Origin of the sequence: Vreelandella gomseomensis, assembly GCF_031451645.1 — a bacterium.
Taxonomy (GTDB): domain Bacteria; phylum Pseudomonadota; class Gammaproteobacteria; order Pseudomonadales; family Halomonadaceae; genus Vreelandella; species Vreelandella gomseomensis.
This window is the reverse complement of record NZ_JARWAI010000011.1, coordinates 1-16,740: the sequence shown is the minus strand read 5'-3', so window position 1 is coordinate 16,740 and position 16,740 is coordinate 1. Positions and strand designations below refer to the sequence as shown.

The 16,740-nt window shown below is 53.2% G+C and carries 14 protein-coding genes; 4 read left to right on the top strand and 10 right to left on the bottom strand.

Features of this window, described 5'->3' with window-relative positions; translation table 11 throughout:
• Positions 1–72 precede the first annotated feature (72 nt).
• The 6 genes from QC815_RS14000 to QC815_RS13975 form a co-directional block, all read right to left on the bottom strand.
• Complete coding sequence (locus QC815_RS14000; RefSeq protein WP_310540439.1) at positions 73–1,398, bottom strand: HlyD family type I secretion periplasmic adaptor subunit; 1,326 nt, start codon at positions 1,396–1,398, stop codon at positions 73–75.
• Positions 1,395–3,059, bottom strand: coding sequence for a peptidase domain-containing ABC transporter (locus QC815_RS13995; RefSeq protein ID WP_230446956.1), 1,665 nt, complete (start codon positions 3,057–3,059; stop codon positions 1,395–1,397). Before QC815_RS13995 ends, QC815_RS14000 begins: the two co-directional genes overlap by 4 nt.
• Complete coding sequence (locus QC815_RS13990) at positions 3,059–4,429, bottom strand: M16 family metallopeptidase (protein WP_310540436.1); 1,371 nt, start codon at positions 4,427–4,429, stop codon at positions 3,059–3,061. Before QC815_RS13990 ends, QC815_RS13995 begins: the two co-directional genes overlap by 1 nt.
• Complete coding sequence (locus QC815_RS13985) at positions 4,426–5,754, bottom strand: M16 family metallopeptidase (RefSeq protein ID WP_310540434.1); 1,329 nt, start codon at positions 5,752–5,754, stop codon at positions 4,426–4,428. The genes QC815_RS13990 and QC815_RS13985 overlap by 4 nt, the downstream gene beginning before the upstream one ends.
• A gap of 674 nt (positions 5,755–6,428) precedes the next feature.
• Positions 6,429–6,875, bottom strand: coding sequence for a toxin-activating lysine-acyltransferase (locus QC815_RS13980; RefSeq protein WP_310540432.1), 447 nt, complete (start codon positions 6,873–6,875; stop codon positions 6,429–6,431).
• On the bottom strand, positions 6,869–8,008 hold the full coding sequence (locus QC815_RS13975; RefSeq protein ID WP_310540431.1) for a hypothetical protein: 1,140 nt from the start codon (positions 8,006–8,008) through the stop codon (positions 6,869–6,871). The genes QC815_RS13980 and QC815_RS13975 overlap by 7 nt, the downstream gene beginning before the upstream one ends.
• A gap of 388 nt (positions 8,009–8,396) precedes the next feature.
• On the opposite strand from QC815_RS13975, the gene QC815_RS17335 reads away from it, so the two are divergent.
• The gene (locus QC815_RS17335; RefSeq protein WP_340331147.1) at positions 8,397–8,555 is read left to right on the top strand and encodes a hypothetical protein; all 159 of its coding nucleotides are present in this window, start codon (positions 8,397–8,399) and stop codon (positions 8,553–8,555) included.
• Between the two features lie 50 nt (positions 8,556–8,605).
• On the opposite strand, the gene QC815_RS13965 is transcribed toward QC815_RS17335, so the two are convergent.
• Positions 8,606–9,361: an alpha/beta hydrolase family protein gene (locus QC815_RS13965; protein ID WP_310540422.1), complete on the bottom strand. Its 756-nt coding sequence runs from the start codon at positions 9,359–9,361 to the stop codon at positions 8,606–8,608.
• A gap of 185 nt (positions 9,362–9,546) precedes the next feature.
• Here QC815_RS13965 and QC815_RS13960 point away from each other — a divergent pair, with 185 nt between their 5' ends.
• The gene (locus QC815_RS13960) at positions 9,547–10,332 is read left to right on the top strand and encodes a glutamate racemase (protein ID WP_310540420.1); all 786 of its coding nucleotides are present in this window, start codon (positions 9,547–9,549) and stop codon (positions 10,330–10,332) included.
• Between the two features lie 26 nt (positions 10,333–10,358).
• Here QC815_RS13960 and QC815_RS13955 read toward each other — a convergent pair whose 3' ends face one another.
• The gene (locus QC815_RS13955; protein WP_310540418.1) at positions 10,359–12,086 is read right to left on the bottom strand and encodes a mechanosensitive ion channel family protein; all 1,728 of its coding nucleotides are present in this window, start codon (positions 12,084–12,086) and stop codon (positions 10,359–10,361) included.
• A 305-nt stretch (positions 12,087–12,391) separates the two neighbouring features.
• Here QC815_RS13955 and msrP point away from each other — a divergent pair, with 305 nt between their 5' ends.
• Both msrP and msrQ read left to right on the top strand, forming a co-directional pair.
• A complete protein-coding gene (gene msrP / locus QC815_RS13950; RefSeq protein ID WP_230446965.1) occupies positions 12,392–13,411 on the top strand; it encodes a protein-methionine-sulfoxide reductase catalytic subunit MsrP in 1,020 nt (339 codons plus the stop codon).
• Positions 13,411–14,031: a protein-methionine-sulfoxide reductase heme-binding subunit MsrQ gene (gene msrQ / locus QC815_RS13945; RefSeq protein WP_310540415.1), complete on the top strand. Its 621-nt coding sequence runs from the start codon at positions 13,411–13,413 to the stop codon at positions 14,029–14,031. The genes msrP and msrQ overlap by 1 nt, the downstream gene beginning before the upstream one ends.
• Before the next feature lie 50 nt (positions 14,032–14,081).
• Here msrQ and QC815_RS13940 read toward each other — a convergent pair whose 3' ends face one another.
• Both QC815_RS13940 and QC815_RS13935 read right to left on the bottom strand, forming a co-directional pair.
• Positions 14,082–15,737, bottom strand: a complete 1,656-nt coding sequence (locus QC815_RS13940; protein WP_310540413.1) for an FMN-binding glutamate synthase family protein — start codon at positions 15,735–15,737, stop codon at positions 14,082–14,084.
• Between the two features lie 266 nt (positions 15,738–16,003).
• Positions 16,004–16,501: an MmyB family transcriptional regulator gene (locus QC815_RS13935; RefSeq protein ID WP_422828726.1), complete on the bottom strand. Its 498-nt coding sequence runs from the start codon at positions 16,499–16,501 to the stop codon at positions 16,004–16,006.
• Between the last annotated feature and the right edge of the window lie 239 nt (positions 16,502–16,740).

The following is a 16,740-nucleotide window of genomic DNA, read 5'->3' as shown; positions in this document are numbered from 1 at the left end:
CCAGCCTGCTTCTTAGCTTTACCATCGTTCCATCAGCAGCATGACTTCATCCCAGACATTGCGTCTTCAGCGCTACCGCTCTCCCAGTGAATTCTGCACCGCCTCTACTATCGGGGCAAAGAAGTAGCTGATAATTCTTCTATGGTCGGTTATTGCGTCAACTTTTGCCGTCATACCAGGACGCAAATAGAGGCGCTCCGCTCCCATCTCAAGATAGTTTTGTTCAGGCTGAATTCTGACAACATAACGCCACTTCCCCTTTTTGGACTCAGACGAATCTGCCGCAATATCAGAAACAACACCCTGTATAAAACCGAACCTTTCGGAAGGGTAAGCAGAAAGCCGAATATTAGCCTGCTGCCCAACTTTCATGAACCCGATGTCCTGATTAGAAAATGTCCCTTCAACTTCTACCTTGGCATCAGTTGGCACAATTCGAAGCAGCTCAGCCCCGGACTCGGCAATACCACCTAAAGTAAAAACCTTTAATTGATCAACAACCCCAGAAGCTGGAGCCTCAAGCGTTGCAGCGTCAACTCGACGAATTGCAGCGCGTTCCTTTTCCGACAATGTGGCAAGACGAGCATCAATCTCAGCGTACCTATCAAGTAAGGAGCTACGCAGATCAGCTTTGATACGGCGGCGCTCACTTTCAAGGGCCATGCGCTCAGCTGCCTTTTGACCCAGCTCGCTTTGATAGACGCCACGTTCGCTTTCCAGTCTGGTAAAGCCTTCTTGAACATCAAGGAAGTCAGACCGGCTGGTGGCACCTCGCTCCACCAATTGCTCTATAGCTTGTAACCGCTCTGACTGGATTTCGAGAACGGCATTCACTCGGGCAATATTGGCACTGGTAACCGCTTCAGAACGGCGATTTGTCTCTTCACGCGCATCGATCTGTTCTAGAGATGCCAAGAGGTCGTTGACCTCAGCCAGCAGCAACTTACGCTGCTCTTCTGCAAAAACATGTTCATCCAAGTCACTAGGAGGGCTGAACCCAGCAAGCGATTGATCGATGAAATCATGTGTAGCCGGATCTAAATCAAGCGCATCGACCATAGCGTCAATTCGCGCCATCTCAATGCGAAGTCTGTCTTCTTCCGCCTGAATGGTTCCCAACTCGGTCAAAGCCTCTGTGGGATCAAACTCTATTAACACATCCCCTTTCTCAACTGAGTCCCCATTTTTAATGTGAATCGCCGTAATGCGGCCCGAGAATTCAGGCTGAACAACCTGAACACGACTAATAGGCAAAACGCGCCCTTGCCCCTTTGCCACAACCTCAATCTTTAGTACAAACGACATCAACAAAATGATGGCGAATACTAAAACCGTAAAAAAAATTGTCCCGTGAAGTGTTGGTGACCGGATATTCATTGGTTTAAGGTGATGAGTCACGATGGCGCCTCAAAATCAACAGTCTGGTCAGAATCTCCAAAAATATTCGGGTTGTGCGTGATAATAATCAGCGTTGTTTCATGTTTTAACTTATGAAGCTCTGCCGCCATCTGACGCTGAGCTTGTGCGTCAAGAGCGCTCGTCGGCTCATCAAGAATAATTACCTTGGGGCCGCGAACCAAAGAGCGCGCTATAGCAATCCGCTGTCTCTGGCCTCCCGAAAGCCCAGAACCACGCTCACCTACATCCGTATCAAGCCCCTCAGGCAATTGCGCGACTAACTGATCCGCCGCTGAGATTCTTAACGCGCGCTCTATTGCCTCATCCGAGGCTTCATCGTCGCCTAGAGTAAGGTTTTGTCGCACAGTGCCAGCAAACAGATAGGGCTCTTGGGGAACGTAGGCAATCCGAGTCCTCACATCATGCGGTTCATACTGGGCAATATTTTCTCCGCCTAACAACACCTCGCCACTGTCTGGAACATCAATCCCCGAGGCAAGCCGTCCAAAGGTGGATTTTCCAATCCCAGAAGGGCCAACAACCAGCGTCAAGGTGTTAGGCTCAGCACAAAAATTAAAGTGGCGCAGAACAGGGCTCGCAGGGGCGTAATGAAATTCAACGTCACGGAATTCTAAACGCGCTTCAATTTTTGTCGGCAGCCTTGGTAGCGTGCTGAAAGGCTCCATTGGCGAATTCACGATATCGCCTAAACGTTGACGCGAGACGCGGACGTTTTGCCACTCCTCCCATAAACCTGAAAAGCGCTCGATAGGCTCGGTCACCTTACCGGCTAAAAGGTGGAAGGCAATCAACTGTCCGAGTGTCATTTCACCGGCAAAAACAGACTGCGCGCCAAAATAGATAATACTAATGGTGATCGCTTGCTGGATAACAAACAGCAGCTTACTGCTCCAGATTTGCAAAAGCCCTACACGATAGGACGCATTGAGGCTGGCATGCAGCGTCTTATCCAGCCGCTCCAGCACCTTTTTTTCTGCGCTCAATGCCTTGATAGAATCGATACCAGCAATACTTTCGACCATCTGATTCTGATGCTGGGCTCCAGCATCAAACTCTGCACGAAGGCGGCGGCGCAGAAAAGGCCCAAAACCGAAGTAAATCAAAAATTGAATAGGCAGGGCTACCAAAATAATCAGCGTCAGCGGCACCGACAAAGTGAACAACACCCCAATGTAGATGAACACAAAGACCACATCTAGCAGCACCCCTGTTGTCGTTCCAACCAAAAAGGCGCGTATCGTATCCGTTTCGCCGACACGGGCCATACTTTCACCCACGGACCACTTGCGAAAATGACCGAACGGCAGTTTGAACTGATGATCAAATATCCTAGCGCCCAGCTCGCGAGTGACACGATTAGCTAACAATAACCCCAACAGGTCGGATAGCACCTCAAACCCGAGCTGAAAAAGGCTGACAGCCACAAATATAGCGGCAACCACAAGCAAGGATGCTTCCCGCTGAAAAGGCAAGATCCGGTCAATAATCACCTGAAATATAAAAGGCTCAACCAGGCCGATCAGGCGCAAACAGATCGCCAAGAAAATCAGCTCGATATACAGCGGTGTAAACTTCCACAGCGTCTTGCCGAACCAGGAGAGTGCAATCTCACCGGCCTTGTCATGTGCGCTATCCATCATCAGCAATCTGCGGCTTCACGCGGGGTTGTGGTCACACATGCTTCAGGCAAAGCATCTGCCTCTGGTGAGACGGCGATAACGATAAATTCATCCACACTGGGGAAAGCCATTGTCAGCCGTTCATTCAGCGAGGCGTCTGTTACCGCCTCAAGCTCTTCGTTTAACGAACGTTCTGTCGGGTACCCATCCAGGGCACTTTCTAGTGCGCTGTTCGCCTGCGCCGTCACTGAATCGGCCACCTCTGAGAGATAGGATGCCAGGTGCGCCTTGTGGTCGGCCAGCTCACCCTTCAGGCCGCCTTGGCGGAAAGTGTCATACGCCTTACGAACCACTTCTTCGGTCTCTGCTACTTGGTTTGTGTCAACCTCCCCGGCCATGAAGAGAACGCGATCCTCCCGGGTATAATTGTCCACACCCGCACCAAAACCATAACTGGCACGAAGTTGCGTGCGGACAGCATCAAAGAGAACGCTTTGATCATCGCCGCCAAGGGCATGCGTCAGGATCGCATCTTCAATCTCCCCCCCTTTGCTAGTCGGGGGGAGCGGTGCAATAAACGCCAGCGTTGACACTTCTGCGTCTGGCATATGGAGGAGAATCCGGCGTGGTGTGTAATCTGGCGAGACAGCTTTTTGCACTTCCCGCCGTTGTTCCGGCAACGCTTCGAACAGTCCATCTAGCGCAGCCCCGGCTGCTTTGGCGTCTATTGCGCCTGCTACTGTGACGGCTTCAGGGGAACGCGTAAACGTTTCGGCATGCCAGGCAATGATGTCGTCTCGTGTGAGTTCATCCAGTGTATCCAGATCATACAGTGATAGCGCATTGCGCAAGGGTTGTTCTCCAAATACCGCCCAACGAACTGCTTCAAAGCCAGCGGCGGCAGGCTGTGAACGCTCTTCCGTCACGCTCTGCTCAATCCCATCACTTATACGGTTCAACCAGGCCTGCTCCAACAAGGGCTCACGCAAGTGGGCGTTGGCAATCTCAACCACCTCACTGATGTCATCACGCTCAAAAATCAGCTCACCCACAATATGATCATTTGCCTCCCCATATAGCCGACCTTCCGCATTCAGATCCGCCAGGCGCTCGCCCACCTCACCCGCCGGGTACCCCTGCGCACCACCGGCAAGTATCAATTCCGATCCAACCCGTGCTGCTGCCTGATTGGTATCTTCTCGGTAAGCCCAGTCAGTCGGCCAGGCGACATTAACAGCAACTTCGTCACTTTCAGGCATATGAAGCAAGATATACTCAATGCCCCCTGGGCTGACTTCATTGCTGGCATTAGGCTCACCCTTATCGTCGTCTTCTAAAGAACAAGCAGCCAAGCTGATAATCATTGCAGCAAGCAGTATAAGTCGAATCATTCAAACCTCTCCTTGGGGCCGATAAAAGCAACGGCAGTTCGTCCTTCCCCGGCTATTTCATTTAACAGGGTATTGATCGTTTGGTGCGCAAGCGCTTGCTCAAGGCGTTTCACATCATGTAATGGCAAGGGTTTACGCAGCGTAGAGACCCGGTCAAGGGTATAATCCGCCATCCAGCGCGCCGTTTCGCCGTCATCAGCCCAGTCGGGCCAAAAGTGCTCAAAGCGGCTTAAAACGCGTTGATAGGTCTTGTCAGGAATGCCAGTGCCAGAAATCTCAGCCAGTGTTTCCTCGAAAGCCGTCCGCATAGCGGTCAGTGATACGTCACGGTCGGGCCTGGCGGTGAAACTCAGCTCAATATGGCGCTCGTCAACTGGCCAGATTTGCACATCAAAACGGCGTGCAATAGCGGCATCAAAACGCAAAGGGCCAGCAAGGCCGCCGGCCAGGTTGGTGTTAAGAATATTTCCCAGCAGCGTCGTATTTGCTTCCAGCAGATCAAACGGCACGGCCTCAGGCAGCGCCACCACACGCCGGAAGATGACTCGCGCAGAGGCATCCTTCTCTGGGTAACGCAGCAGGGTCTCGGCAGGTGCAGCCAGCTCGAACGTTGGAGGCTGAGTCTCCGCGTTAACGTTTTGCCCCTCAGGCCAGTTGGCTTCCTTCAGCGCTCGGCTCACCTCTCGCTCAGTGATATCGCCAGTCACTACAAGTGTGGCATTTTCTGGACGATGGGTAGCTGCATGCAACGCGCGGGCGTCATCATAGGTGAATCCACTGATGTCATCTGGCGTACCCAGTACCGAGGACGCAATGGCGTTCTCGGCATAGAGAAACGCATTCATCGCCTCCGTCGCTTGTGCATCCGGTTTATCGACCATGCGTGATTCGTATTCCCGCAAAATGATATCCCGTTCTTCGTTAGCAAATGCCACAGGAACCTCAAAAGGTTCAAAAAGCCCCGAAAGGGTTTGCAATATTTCGTCCAGCTCATCGGGCTTACCGGACAGCCAATAACCGACGGCATAGGGGTTAGTCCAGGCATTTGAGTGCCGGTCTGCGCTGCGTGCTTTAACACCGATCGTGTTTAACCAAGTAAGATGTTCAACATAATGGGCCAACCCCGGGGCTGTGTTTCCGTGCCTAATAATGACATGAGCCTGAACGTCCTGAGCCTCGGTGCTTTGGACATAGACACCTTGCTCTTGGGCCAGGAAACTACCCAAGTCAAACCATGCATACAGGAAAAAGATTAGGACTGCCCCCACCCCTAAGCACCAAAAAGGGGTTCTTAGAAACGCAGAGCATTCTTCGGATTTTTTCATTCAAGGTACTTCGAAATAAAATACATAGACACAAAGTATATAGCCATAAAGACCAAACCATTGAGAACCCTCGAATACTCTGTCCCCAAAGGAGATACCCAAAGAAAAAATGTGAGACCTAAAACCAAAAAAACTTTAGCTACAATAGATTTCATAATAATACCTTTATAAAAAGATACCCCAGCAATAAAGCCACCAGGGTATCAATCACTTATTTAATCAGTTATTATTGGTTACGACCTTGATAGCCTCGATATCCAGCTCCAATGGCAGCAGCGGCTTGAAATCCTCTACCAATTGGCGAAACAGCTGCAGCAGTAAGCCCCGCAGTTACAGCATTATGTTGCCTTGGCGACAAAGGCCCTGTCCCTAGCCCGTTACCTGTGCGAGCGGCCTGGTGATTTCCTGGATCACTTCCTCCACCGGGCCCTAAGGTGCCGCTGCCACGGCCTCGAGAGCCACTGCTACTACCACCACCACCGAAACTGGTAGTGGTGTACAAGTCATTCATTGAAGTTGCGTTTTGCATGTTCAATTTCCTTCTGGTTGCGGGTCAGATCTGTTATCGTCTCCGCTGTCGTTGTTTGCTGGGTTTCGCTACCCAGCGGCTTCACTGGGTGGGGAGATCGCTACATCTCTCCACTCACTCCCGCCTACCGCTGCGGGAAAAACACTTATGCCTCTTCTTGCTTACGACGCAAATTCACACCCGTCCATCGTTTAATGCTACGCACAGAACCATCGTGACGACGGCGCAAGCTAGTGGCGATATAGTTGGGAAAAAGGTTATGCGTCATGTCGTAAACTATTTCTCGTGTATTGCCGTAGGGCGTTATCCAATCATTAAAAAACAATCGGCCACCGCTGCTCCATTCCTCCCAACCTAATGCACGCCCAGTGGCATGCACATCACGCTCCACTTCCTCCGAAAGCCAAGCCCAGGTCACCATACCTGTCGGCAAGCCCTCCGACGTGACATAAAAACGTGCCTGATTACAGCCAAGCGGAGGCAGAATTTCCGTGCAGAAATAGTCTCCCAGCTCGAACTGCCGATGGTATTCAGACTGGGCCAGTAGCTCGAGCGCATAACCAACGCTGGTGTAGTAGTCGATGCTCACCATACAAGCATCTCCTTGGAAGCTTTCCGCGTGTAACTTGCCTTAACATCTTTTGCCTTATTGATGTACTTCTCAAGCGCGCGCTGCAGGTTAATGCGGTTACTCGGCAGTGCCGTCTGACACGTCAGCACCATGTTATTATCTACATTTGACTCAACCCAGGTTGCGTAACCTACTGGCTTGTTGTCGTTATCTAATGCAATAAAGGCTGTACGCTCTTGCAGATTTTTTAAAAGCTTCAGATAGTAACTTTCAATTCGTTGGTAAGATGCTTTACTTCCAGACTCAATATCCAACAACGCCATAACACCCAAGCTTCGATACGCATCAACCGCTGGTTGCTCAACATCAGATGGCGGCAAAACCGGAAGGGGGTTCCTTACCCCTATACCAACGCTTGCCATTTCATTGATGGGTAGATATGCCATGGCCTCGCGACCGCTTGAGAACAACGCAGAGACCGATTTATTATCCGTGGCAAAAAACACCTGTACGGCGGCTAATCGCGCTAGAGGATAATTTTGATAATAGTGATAAGAAATTTCCGGGTGGTTTAAAGCATCCGTCAGTGCGTCGACACAGTCACCAAGATAAAATCTATTTTGACCATGCCAAACATTTAGTAGTGAAGCGTGAAACTGAGGTAGATATGCTTTTACATAATCCAGTAAAAGCAGCTCACCAATAAATGCACAGGTTTCACGTGCGACAGGCGGCATTATCTCATTCTTGGATAAGAGCATCTGTAATGCATGTGCCGTCTCGTGAACAAGACAAAGAAGGTCTTCAGCCCGTCCGTGCCAGTCTATAAAAACCGCAGGTGGCTGACCACTGCCCTGGCAAACAGTATAGGGAACTTCTTTACTGTTATTCAGCCCCCGAAACTCAACATGGTTGCACAACAGGTGCTTTACTTCGCTCACGTTCTCGAAGGCTTTAGCCAATGCGGGAACAACCATATTTCTATAACAGCTTTCTTGAGTGCTGATGGAATCACTTCCCGGATACACTCCATTGTCTGTAGGCGAAACGCGAAAGGAACACTCAATATTTCCTGCACAAAAGGCCGATATAACATCCTCTACCTCTGATGCGTTCAATCCATGAAGCGCTAGCCAATCCTTGCACGTATACATACTTCCCTCTTCTCGTCCCTTGAAACCCCAAATGTAGCTAAAAGAGATATTCCGCCTGTTGTTTTAGCCCCAAGCACTTCACAACTTGGAAAGGGCATCAAAATAGAAACTATACACCACACACTCATCAACTAAGGCGAAAGGCGATAGCCGAAATGTAGCACCTATAGACGAAATAGGTATGTAAGATCTTTCTGATAAAGTTGTAAGATTTATCTTACAACTTTCGTAGAACAGCGAACCCAATATGCCCGCGTGCTAAGTACTGATGCTATGGGCGTTCACTATCTGCAGGTGCAGCGAGGCGGCTTGGATATGCCACTACCCGGCAAGCATCAAGATCGTCGCCCCAGATAGTTTTGAAGAGCTGCCCACTGGCGAAGCGGGCATGATATTGATCAGCGGCCCGCAGGTAATGCTGGGCTATCTGAACGACCCGACCCGCCAAGATGACGTCATCAAGGAGCTCGACGAACAACGCTGGTTTGTCACCGGCGATAAAGGGTTTATCGATGAAGATGGTTTTTTGACGCTGATTGCTCGTTAACCTTTTAGTAATTGCGCAACCGTGGTGATGGAAAAATGATGCACAGTGACTTACAGGTGCTTTGAAAAGAAGCCCAGAAGCAGCTCAAAGTGCTTGTTCTGCCCAGCGCCGCTGGGAATGTGATCTTCGCCTTCGTAGTAATGCACTTCAGGGCTGCGGGCATGCTTGAGTAGGCGCTGCTCCAAGCGCTTGGTCATCTCAACCGACCACATGCGGTCTTGCGTGCCATGGGAGAGAAACAGCGGTCCAGGGTAGCGCTCAATTTCGATAGGCGTGGTGGGCAGTAGGCCTTCATGACTCCCCTTCCATGTCCAGGCGCGTTTGCTGACGTCCCAGGCTTGCCAGCCCGGATCACCCGCATCGCGAAAGCCTCGGGCATCAAAGGCACCGCACACCACATCGGGTGGGCTATGGACTGCGATCGCATTTGGCGCTCCTTCAATCTTATCTCTTGCCATCAGTGAGGCAAGCAATAAAGCGTGTTCGGCACCGCGTGAAAGACCATAAAGCCCTGCTCGCTCATCAGCGAATTGGAATTCCCATAGGGCTTTAAATGCCTCTACGCTGCGATCCAGCGGGTAATCGATAATATGCCCTGCGTTCCAGGCATTGCCGCCGCTTGAGTAGCCGTAAGGGAACGCCAAGAAGCCATGGGCGGCGAATAGCATTGCGTCACGATGACTCCACCCTGCCCAGGCACCTTCAGAGCCATGCAGCAACATGATGGCTGGGAAAGGACCATCGCCCGACGGACCATAAGTAACGCCCCAGCCAGGCAGCTCGCGCTGCACGATCTTCAACGGCATTTAAACAGCCGCTCCTTAGCTCTAAAATTCCCCGCCATTGCCATGTTATTCATTCTTCCTGGGTTCATACAGTACCGCGCCTCAGCATCGTATAAAGCTTAACTAGATTAACAGATGATGATATTGCTTCCATAGCATTGAAATCTTTTTAATAATTAGATATCGCTGAAACCAAGGATATTGCTATGCATCAGCCAATCGCTGTTTTCGACGCTGGCATTGGTAGCTACGCCATCGTTGACAAGATACACAAGCGCCTTCCACAACAGGACATTGTGTATTTCGCTGATCGGGCGAGCTTTCCTTATGGAAGCAAAGGGCGGGAAGAACTACTCGCTGTCATGCATCGCACGCTGCGCTTTCTTGAGGGCTACTCACCCTCTGCCATCGTCATCGCATCGAACGCACCGTCTATCATGGTGTTGGATGACGTTCGTCAGAACACCTCGGTACCATTGTTGGGCGTCTACCCGCCCATCGAAGAAGCACTCGCCATGTCAGCGAGCGGCAAGGTTGGCATCATGGGGGTGCATTCACTCATCGAAAGCTCTTCACTGAAGAAGTTCATCGCTCGACATGCGTCCCACTCGGATAATGTCAGCCTGATCAATGCTTCGTCCATGGTTGAATTTGTCGAGAATGGCGCCTTTCTATTCGACCCAAAGGCAACGCAGAAAGCAGTCACGGCTTTTATCGACGACTTCTTCCGACAGCATCCCGATATCGACACGCTGACACTTTCTAGTACGCATTTACCATGGCTGCGTCCCTTCTTTGAAGCAGCTCGACCCAATTGCCGCTTCCTCGACCCCGCTGAATCGATTGTTACGGGGCTAGGCGAAGGGACACTGGGTACAGGTCAGATCCAAGGGCTGGTAACAGAAAGTGAGACCTATAATGTAGAGACCTTCCGACGCATGTTGCAGCAATTCGGCGTGGACATCCCGTTAGAGATAGTCTCAGCGCCATAAGGCGCCTAATGCTGTGCGTCAGCATTCTATTCCGACGCTTTCCCCTCAGCGTTGTCCGCCTCCGAGGAGTGTTTAACTTTCGCTCCACGCGCAACATCCTGATGACTGATAACCACGACGTCTCTCGGCCACCACTCGGGATGGTTATCGCGGATGAACGCCATGAGCTTTTCGCGTACGTGCATTTCCGCGGTCCACCCGGCCATGGGGTCAGAGGTCATTAGATAACAGGTCACGGTCTGTGCGGTTGCCGTTTGTGCTGTCACGTAACAAAGCAGCTTATGGTGCTCGATGACGTTGTCTTCTTCCTTGGCAAACTCAAAAAACTTGTCTCTTATCAGGCCAATATCCGCGCTCAGGTGCAGCGTTAGCTCCACATAGCGGTACATCTTGATACTCTTGACCGAGAGATTCTGGAAAGGCTTGGACGTAAAGTAGGTCACGGGCACGATCAACCGCCGCTCGTCCCAGGTCCTTAAGCGGATAAAGGTATAAAAAATGCCTTCTACATAGCACCACTGATCTTCAAAGATCACCAGGTCACCAATACGAATCGGTTTGGCAAACGACAATTGAAAAGACGCTAAGATATTCCCCAACACTGCCTGACCAGCGACACCTACCAGGACTGCCAGCACGCTGGCAGACGCCAGAATGGATAACCCCATCGACTCAAAAAGCTGGATCTGCCCCAGGATGTAAACCGATACACCGGTCACAGCGACCAGGATAATAATGCGCCGCAGTGCGTACAGCGAGGTCAGGAGCTTGCGCTCGTCCTTGGGTTTGGAGTCATCAATCTCCCCCACCAGCCGCCGTGTCATACGCAGCATCAGGGTATCCACAAAGCGCAGCGCGATGGTGCCTGCGCCCCAGGCAAGAATACCGATAAGCAACACACGGAAAGTGGTGGTCGCGACCGCCGAAAACGACACCACGTAGTCCAGCAGCATTTGGGTAAACAGCGACATCACGATCAGTGCCGTCGGCATACCAATCTGCTCGGCAAACATGCGGAAAGCGCCGAATGGCAGCAAGTTCGACATCAAACCGATCAAGCGGTGGATCCCCCAGCCCACCATGCCTACGAACAGCAAAAAGACCGGAATAGCGAGCCATTCCCAAAGCCGCAATATGCCAAACGACGACTGCAGCCTTTCGGGAATGTATTGCTCGAGCATCGACGGCCCGTACTCTTCATACAGCACTGGAATATACGAGACGCTGATGGGCATGATCAGCCACACCGGTTCATCATCCCCCACGCGGTAGCGAGCTAGCCGAATATCATAGGTTTGCCCGTCGGCCCGCAACGACGCCAACTCAAGATTACGCCGTGTTTCGCCAATGCGCGGGTTTTGTCCGGCGGGGTCTTCTATCACGGCGTCTTCCCGCCCCGATAGGTTATCGACGCTGATCCGTTCGCCACGCTTGAACACTTCTGCCAGTTGCCGAGCCAGTTCCTGACCTTGTTCGCGCTGCTCAGCCGCGCTCAATTCCGACAGATTGAGCATGTGGGCCGCTTTTTCGTACTCGCCCTGTTCGCTGAGGTCGAGAAAGCTTCGCATGGCCTCACGTGGCGTGACGCGGTTGGCTTCCTCAGGGACTTCGCCAAGGCCCGTATTCAGTGAATCGACGGTAAACCAGCGACTGTCGTCGCTCTCTCCTCCTTGAGTTTGGGCTGCGCACAGGCTGGAAAAAGTGAACGCCACCACCAGTATCAGCCACGCGAGCCACGCGTTACTTTTTTTCATAAACGCCTTTTAAGTTGAGTGAGCCCAGGTGTCTGCCACCCACTGCCAGGAAGGCTATCCGTGTCAGTGGCGGATAAAAGTACAGCCTACCTTATTCGATGAATCAAGGCTCTCCAGGGGCTTAATGCTGTCGCCTTCGCTACAGTTCATCGTTACCTCTCCCTGCATCCATTGTGTTAAAAGTTACGTAGAACTTTTTAACGTGCTTGGTCATCCAAGTGCCATTGCCGATAGATAGCGATGGGGACTTCGCCAAAAAAGATGCCCCAATTCGGCGATCGGCTTACCCCCACAGGAGGCATCCAATGCTCATCAAGATTGCCAAACCGAGTGACTTGCACGAATCCGATGTTACGCCCGAATCCATCTACCTCTCCCGACGTCGCTTTATGGGCGGCGTGGCAGGCCTGGGGGCAGGGCTTGCGCTCTCAGGCCACGCCCAGGCAGCCGCCGAGGACTATTCGGACGTTCCCGAAGGCGACGCGCCCGGTTGGCTGAAAGAAAAAATCAGCGACGCCAAGTGGGATGCCATCACCCCAAGCGACCCTGAAAAAGACAAGCTCGCGCCCTTTGATGACGCCAGCCAATACAATAACTTCTTCGAGTTCGGCACCGACAAGGGCGACCCTGCCCGCCATGCAGGTAGCCTGGAAACCCAGCCGTGGAGCGTGGTGGTCGATGGTGAGGTGAACAACGGCGGGCGTTTTGCGCTCGAAGACCTGGTCAAACCGTCACAGTTTGAGGAGCGCATTTACCGCCTGCGCTGCGTTGAGGCCTGGTCGATGGTGATCCCCTGGCTGGGCATCCCGCTCGCCGAGATCATCAAGCGCGCCGACCCTACCAGCAAAGCCAAGTACGTGCGCTTTGAAACCCTGGTCGACCCGGATCAGATGCGCGGTCAGCGTTCCTCCTTCTCGATCATCGACTGGCCCTATGTGGAAGGCCTGCGTTTAGACGAAGCCATGCACCCACTGACGATAATGGCCATGGGCATGTACGGCCGCGAGCTGCCCAACCAGAACGGCGCCCCCTTGCGGCTGGTGGTTCCCTGGAAGTATGGCTTCAAGAGTATCAAGTCAATCGTGCGCATCTCGCTGGTCGAAGAGCAGCCGGTCAATTCCTGGCAGAAGATTGCCTCGGATGAGTACGGCTTTTATGCCAACGTCAATCCCAATGTGGACCATCCCCGCTGGAGCCAGGCGACCGAACGCCGTCTGCCCAACACCCTGTTCAACTCCAATACCATCGACACCCGGATGTTCAACGGCTACGAAGATGAAGTCGCTGAGCTGTATGCGGGCATGGATTTGAGGAAGCACTACTGATGGCAACGCAGCGCAAATGGTTAGCCTGGCGTGCGGCGGTGTTTCTGGCCGCACTCGCGCCGCTGATATTCTGGGGTTGGCAGGTGGCGAACAACGCCGCCGGGCCTGAGCCGGGGCGCTACCTGCTGCTCAACATTGGCATCGGTGGGCTGTGGCTGCTGCTGCTTACCCTCAGCCTGACGCCGCTAACAAAGCTCACCCGCTGGAAAGGCTTCGCGCTGATCCGGCGCCAGTTGGGCCTGTGGACGCTCGCCTACGCCACCCTGCATATGCTCAGTTACGCGCTGTTTATCCTGGGGCTTAACTGGGCACTGCTGGGCAGCGAGATCGTCAAGCGCCCGTATATTATCGTCGGCATGATCGCGCTGATCGGCCTGGCCGTACTCGGTGCGACGTCCAACAAATGGTCGATGCGCCGCCTGGGCAAGCGCTGGAAGTCGCTGCACAAATTTTCCTACGCCATTCTGGGCTTGGTGCTGCTGCACTTCTTCTGGGTGGTACGCGCCGACATGGGCGAATGGGCAATGTATGCGGTCATCGGCGCGCTCGTCATGGCCACCCGTCTGCCCCCTGTGTCGCGCACTCTACCCAAATTGCGTCACCGATTGAGTCGAGCGTAAGCAACGCGACAAGCAGGCATCTGCTATTGGCGTATCGCCGTGGTGTCCGTTCACTCCAGCTTAGTGAAACGCAGCTGGGCAATCCGCGAAGGCGGTAAGAACGAATCTGACCGGGCGTCCTCCCAGTAGTGCTCAAAGACCGTGTGATGGCAGTTACCGGTCAGCAGCTCGTTAGGCTTCAAGAATGTGAAAAGCTGATCGTAGGATTGAATCTCATTTTCTGACACCCGCCGGATAATGTGCTCTGGGCCCAGCTCACTGGTATGACCCAGCCCGGCGGCGGCCAGCATCTCTGCCAACGCCCTTAGCGTATTACGGTGGTAGTGATAGACCCGTTCAGACTTATCGACGACATCCAAATGCTGCCCCCGCTTCGGGTCCTGGGTCGCCACCCCACTGGGGCATTTATCGGTGTGACAGCTGAGCGCCTGAATACATCCCAGTGAAAACATGAAGCCACGACCCGCATTGCACCAATCCGCCCCCAGCGCGATGGTGCGGGCAATATGAAAACCTGACATGATCTTGCCCGCCGCCCCAATGCGAATTTCGTCACGCAGCCCCGCCCCCACCAGGGTATTGTGAACCAGGGTCAGCGCTTCGGTTAGCGGCACTCCAAGCCGATTGATAAATTCCAGCGGTGCTGCCCCCGTACCACCCTCGCCTCCATCAACCACAATGAAATCCGGCCGTTCGCCGGTTTCAAGCATGGCTTTGACAATGGCAAACCACTCCCAGGGGTGGCCGACCGCCAGTTTGAAGCCCACCGGCTTACCCTCGGAAAGCTCGCGCAGGCGGGCGATAAAGTGCATCAACTCCAGCGGCGTGGAAAACGCCGTATGAGCGGCGGGCGAGACGACATCCTCGCCCACTGGTACACCCCGCGCCTCGGCGATTTCAGCGGTCACCTTGGCGCCTGGCAGAATTCCTCCATGACCGGGCTTTGCCCCCTGGGAAAGCTTGATCTCGATCATCTTCACCTGCTCGTCGCAGGCATTGGCCGCAAAGCGCGCCTCGCTGAAGGTTCCATCGTCGTTACGGCAGCCGAAGTAGCCCGAGCCTATCTCCCACACCAGATCACCACCGTGCTTGCGGTGGTAGCGGGAAATCGAGCCCTCACCGGTATCGTGATAAAAGCCACCCTTGTGCGCCCCGGCGTTAAGCGCCTCGATCGCATTGGCCGACAGCGAACCAAAGCTCATCGCCGAAATATTGAACACGCTGGTGGAATAGGGCTTGCGGCAGCGGCTGCCGCCAACCTGAACACGAAAATCGTGACTGTCGATGGTGCTGGGCCGAAGGGAGTGATTGATCCATTCATGGCCCGGCTGATACATATCCAGCAACGAGCCAAACGGCTTCTTGTCGCTTTCATTCTTGGCGCGCTGATAGACCACCGCCCGCTGTTCCCGGGAGAAAGGGCGTGCGTCCAGGTCGGACTGGATAAAATACTGCCGAATCTCCGGGCCAATCGACTCAAGGACATAGCGCAAGTGCGCCAGTATCGGGTAGTTACGGCTGACAGTACGCCGACGCTGACGCACATCATGAATCCCCAGCGCCGACAGCAGGCCGAAGATCACCACGCCCCACAGCCACACCAGCGAAAAAGACAGCCCAATAAGCGAGATCGCCAACAGCAACAAACAGGCAATAAAGGTGGCATGTCGGAGAGGAATACGGGATAGCCCTCGAGCGTCGATCATAAGCGTACAAACTCCGTTTGCGTCGTTTCACACCAGATGGCGAAACTGGCTGGCATAACGCAGAGTGTGTACGACCCACCAAGCCGCTTTTTATCCAAAGACGCAGCGCAGATGCTTGCGGTATGCGACAGCGAGGCAGTCCCATATACTGCATGCGCATTGGCGACAGGTATCGTCACCGGACAGACCACAGCACTGCTACTCTACTGAATCGACTGAAAGCCGATTATGCCGTGATAGCTATTGCGAACTCTGCCTTCCTGAATTCAAGCCATGATCCACTCGTTGAAGATACGTTCTTCGGCCTTACTCCCTTTGTGCGCGTAGTAGACCAGCCGCAGGTGGCGCTCTTCATCAACTGTGAGGGTCGTGTGTTCAAGCGCCACAGCACCAAGCGCTTCAATATTAAGGTGACGCACTCCCTGACAGGGCGCGTTGACCTCCTGATTTTTCCACCATGCCTTAAACTCAGGCGCCACCTTAGTTAACTCTTCAACCAACCCATCGATAGCGGGATCTTCGGTCGCCCGGGCAAAGTCGCGCCGAAAGCTGGATAGCATTTGGCAGACCTGCGCTTCCCAGGGTGACAAGCGCTGACGCATGGCAGGGTCGGTAAATAACAACCACAGCATATTGCGGCGTTCCGGCGAGTGAGCAGAGAAGTTGAAAAGCTTATCAGCGGCAGCATTCCAGGCCAGCACATCCCAGCGCAAGTTCAGGATATACGCAGGTCGCGTAGGCAGGTCGTCCATCAAGGTTTGCACCAGCGGCGGCACACTGCACCAGGTTTTGCCTAGCTCAGAGGGTAAGCGCTGATGAGTAAGCAAGAACAGGTGTCGGCGCTCAGCCGCATCCAGCTTGAGCGCTTTGGATAGATTGTCCAGAAACGTCGCCGATACGCTTATATCCCGCTGTAGTGGTCAACTAATCCCGGACAGTATCTTAAGGTTTTCCTCAGCGGCAACGGGCGAAATGCCATCGTTGAATGCATGAGGTCTTTTCC

Bases quoted from the DNA above. Each gene is read 5' to 3' on its own strand.
- QC815_RS13995 (WP_230446956.1), bottom strand. From the start codon at position 3,059: ATGATGGATAGCGCACATGACAAGGCCGGTGAGATTGCACTCTCCTGG.
- QC815_RS13990 (WP_310540436.1), bottom strand. From the start codon at position 4,429: ATGATTCGACTTATACTGCTTGCTGCAATGATTATCAGCTTGGCTGCT.
- QC815_RS13985 (WP_310540434.1), bottom strand. From the start codon at position 5,754: ATGAAAAAATCCGAAGAATGCTCTGCGTTTCTAAGAACCCCTTTTTGG.
- QC815_RS13980 (WP_310540432.1), bottom strand. From the start codon at position 6,875: ATGGTGAGCATCGACTACTACACCAGCGTTGGTTATGCGCTCGAGCTA.
- QC815_RS13975 (WP_310540431.1), bottom strand. From the start codon at position 8,008: ATGTATACGTGCAAGGATTGGCTAGCGCTTCATGGATTGAACGCATCA.
- QC815_RS17335 (WP_340331147.1), top strand. From the start codon at position 8,397: ATGATATTGATCAGCGGCCCGCAGGTAATGCTGGGCTATCTGAACGAC.
- QC815_RS13965 (WP_310540422.1), bottom strand. From the start codon at position 9,361: ATGCCGTTGAAGATCGTGCAGCGCGAGCTGCCTGGCTGGGGCGTTACT.
- QC815_RS13960 (WP_310540420.1), top strand. From the start codon at position 9,547: ATGCATCAGCCAATCGCTGTTTTCGACGCTGGCATTGGTAGCTACGCC.
- QC815_RS13955 (WP_310540418.1), bottom strand. From the start codon at position 12,086: ATGAAAAAAAGTAACGCGTGGCTCGCGTGGCTGATACTGGTGGTGGCG.
- msrP (WP_230446965.1), top strand. From the start codon at position 12,392: ATGCTCATCAAGATTGCCAAACCGAGTGACTTGCACGAATCCGATGTT.
- msrQ (WP_310540415.1), top strand. From the start codon at position 13,411: ATGGCAACGCAGCGCAAATGGTTAGCCTGGCGTGCGGCGGTGTTTCTG.
- QC815_RS13940 (WP_310540413.1), bottom strand. From the start codon at position 15,737: ATGATCGACGCTCGAGGGCTATCCCGTATTCCTCTCCGACATGCCACC.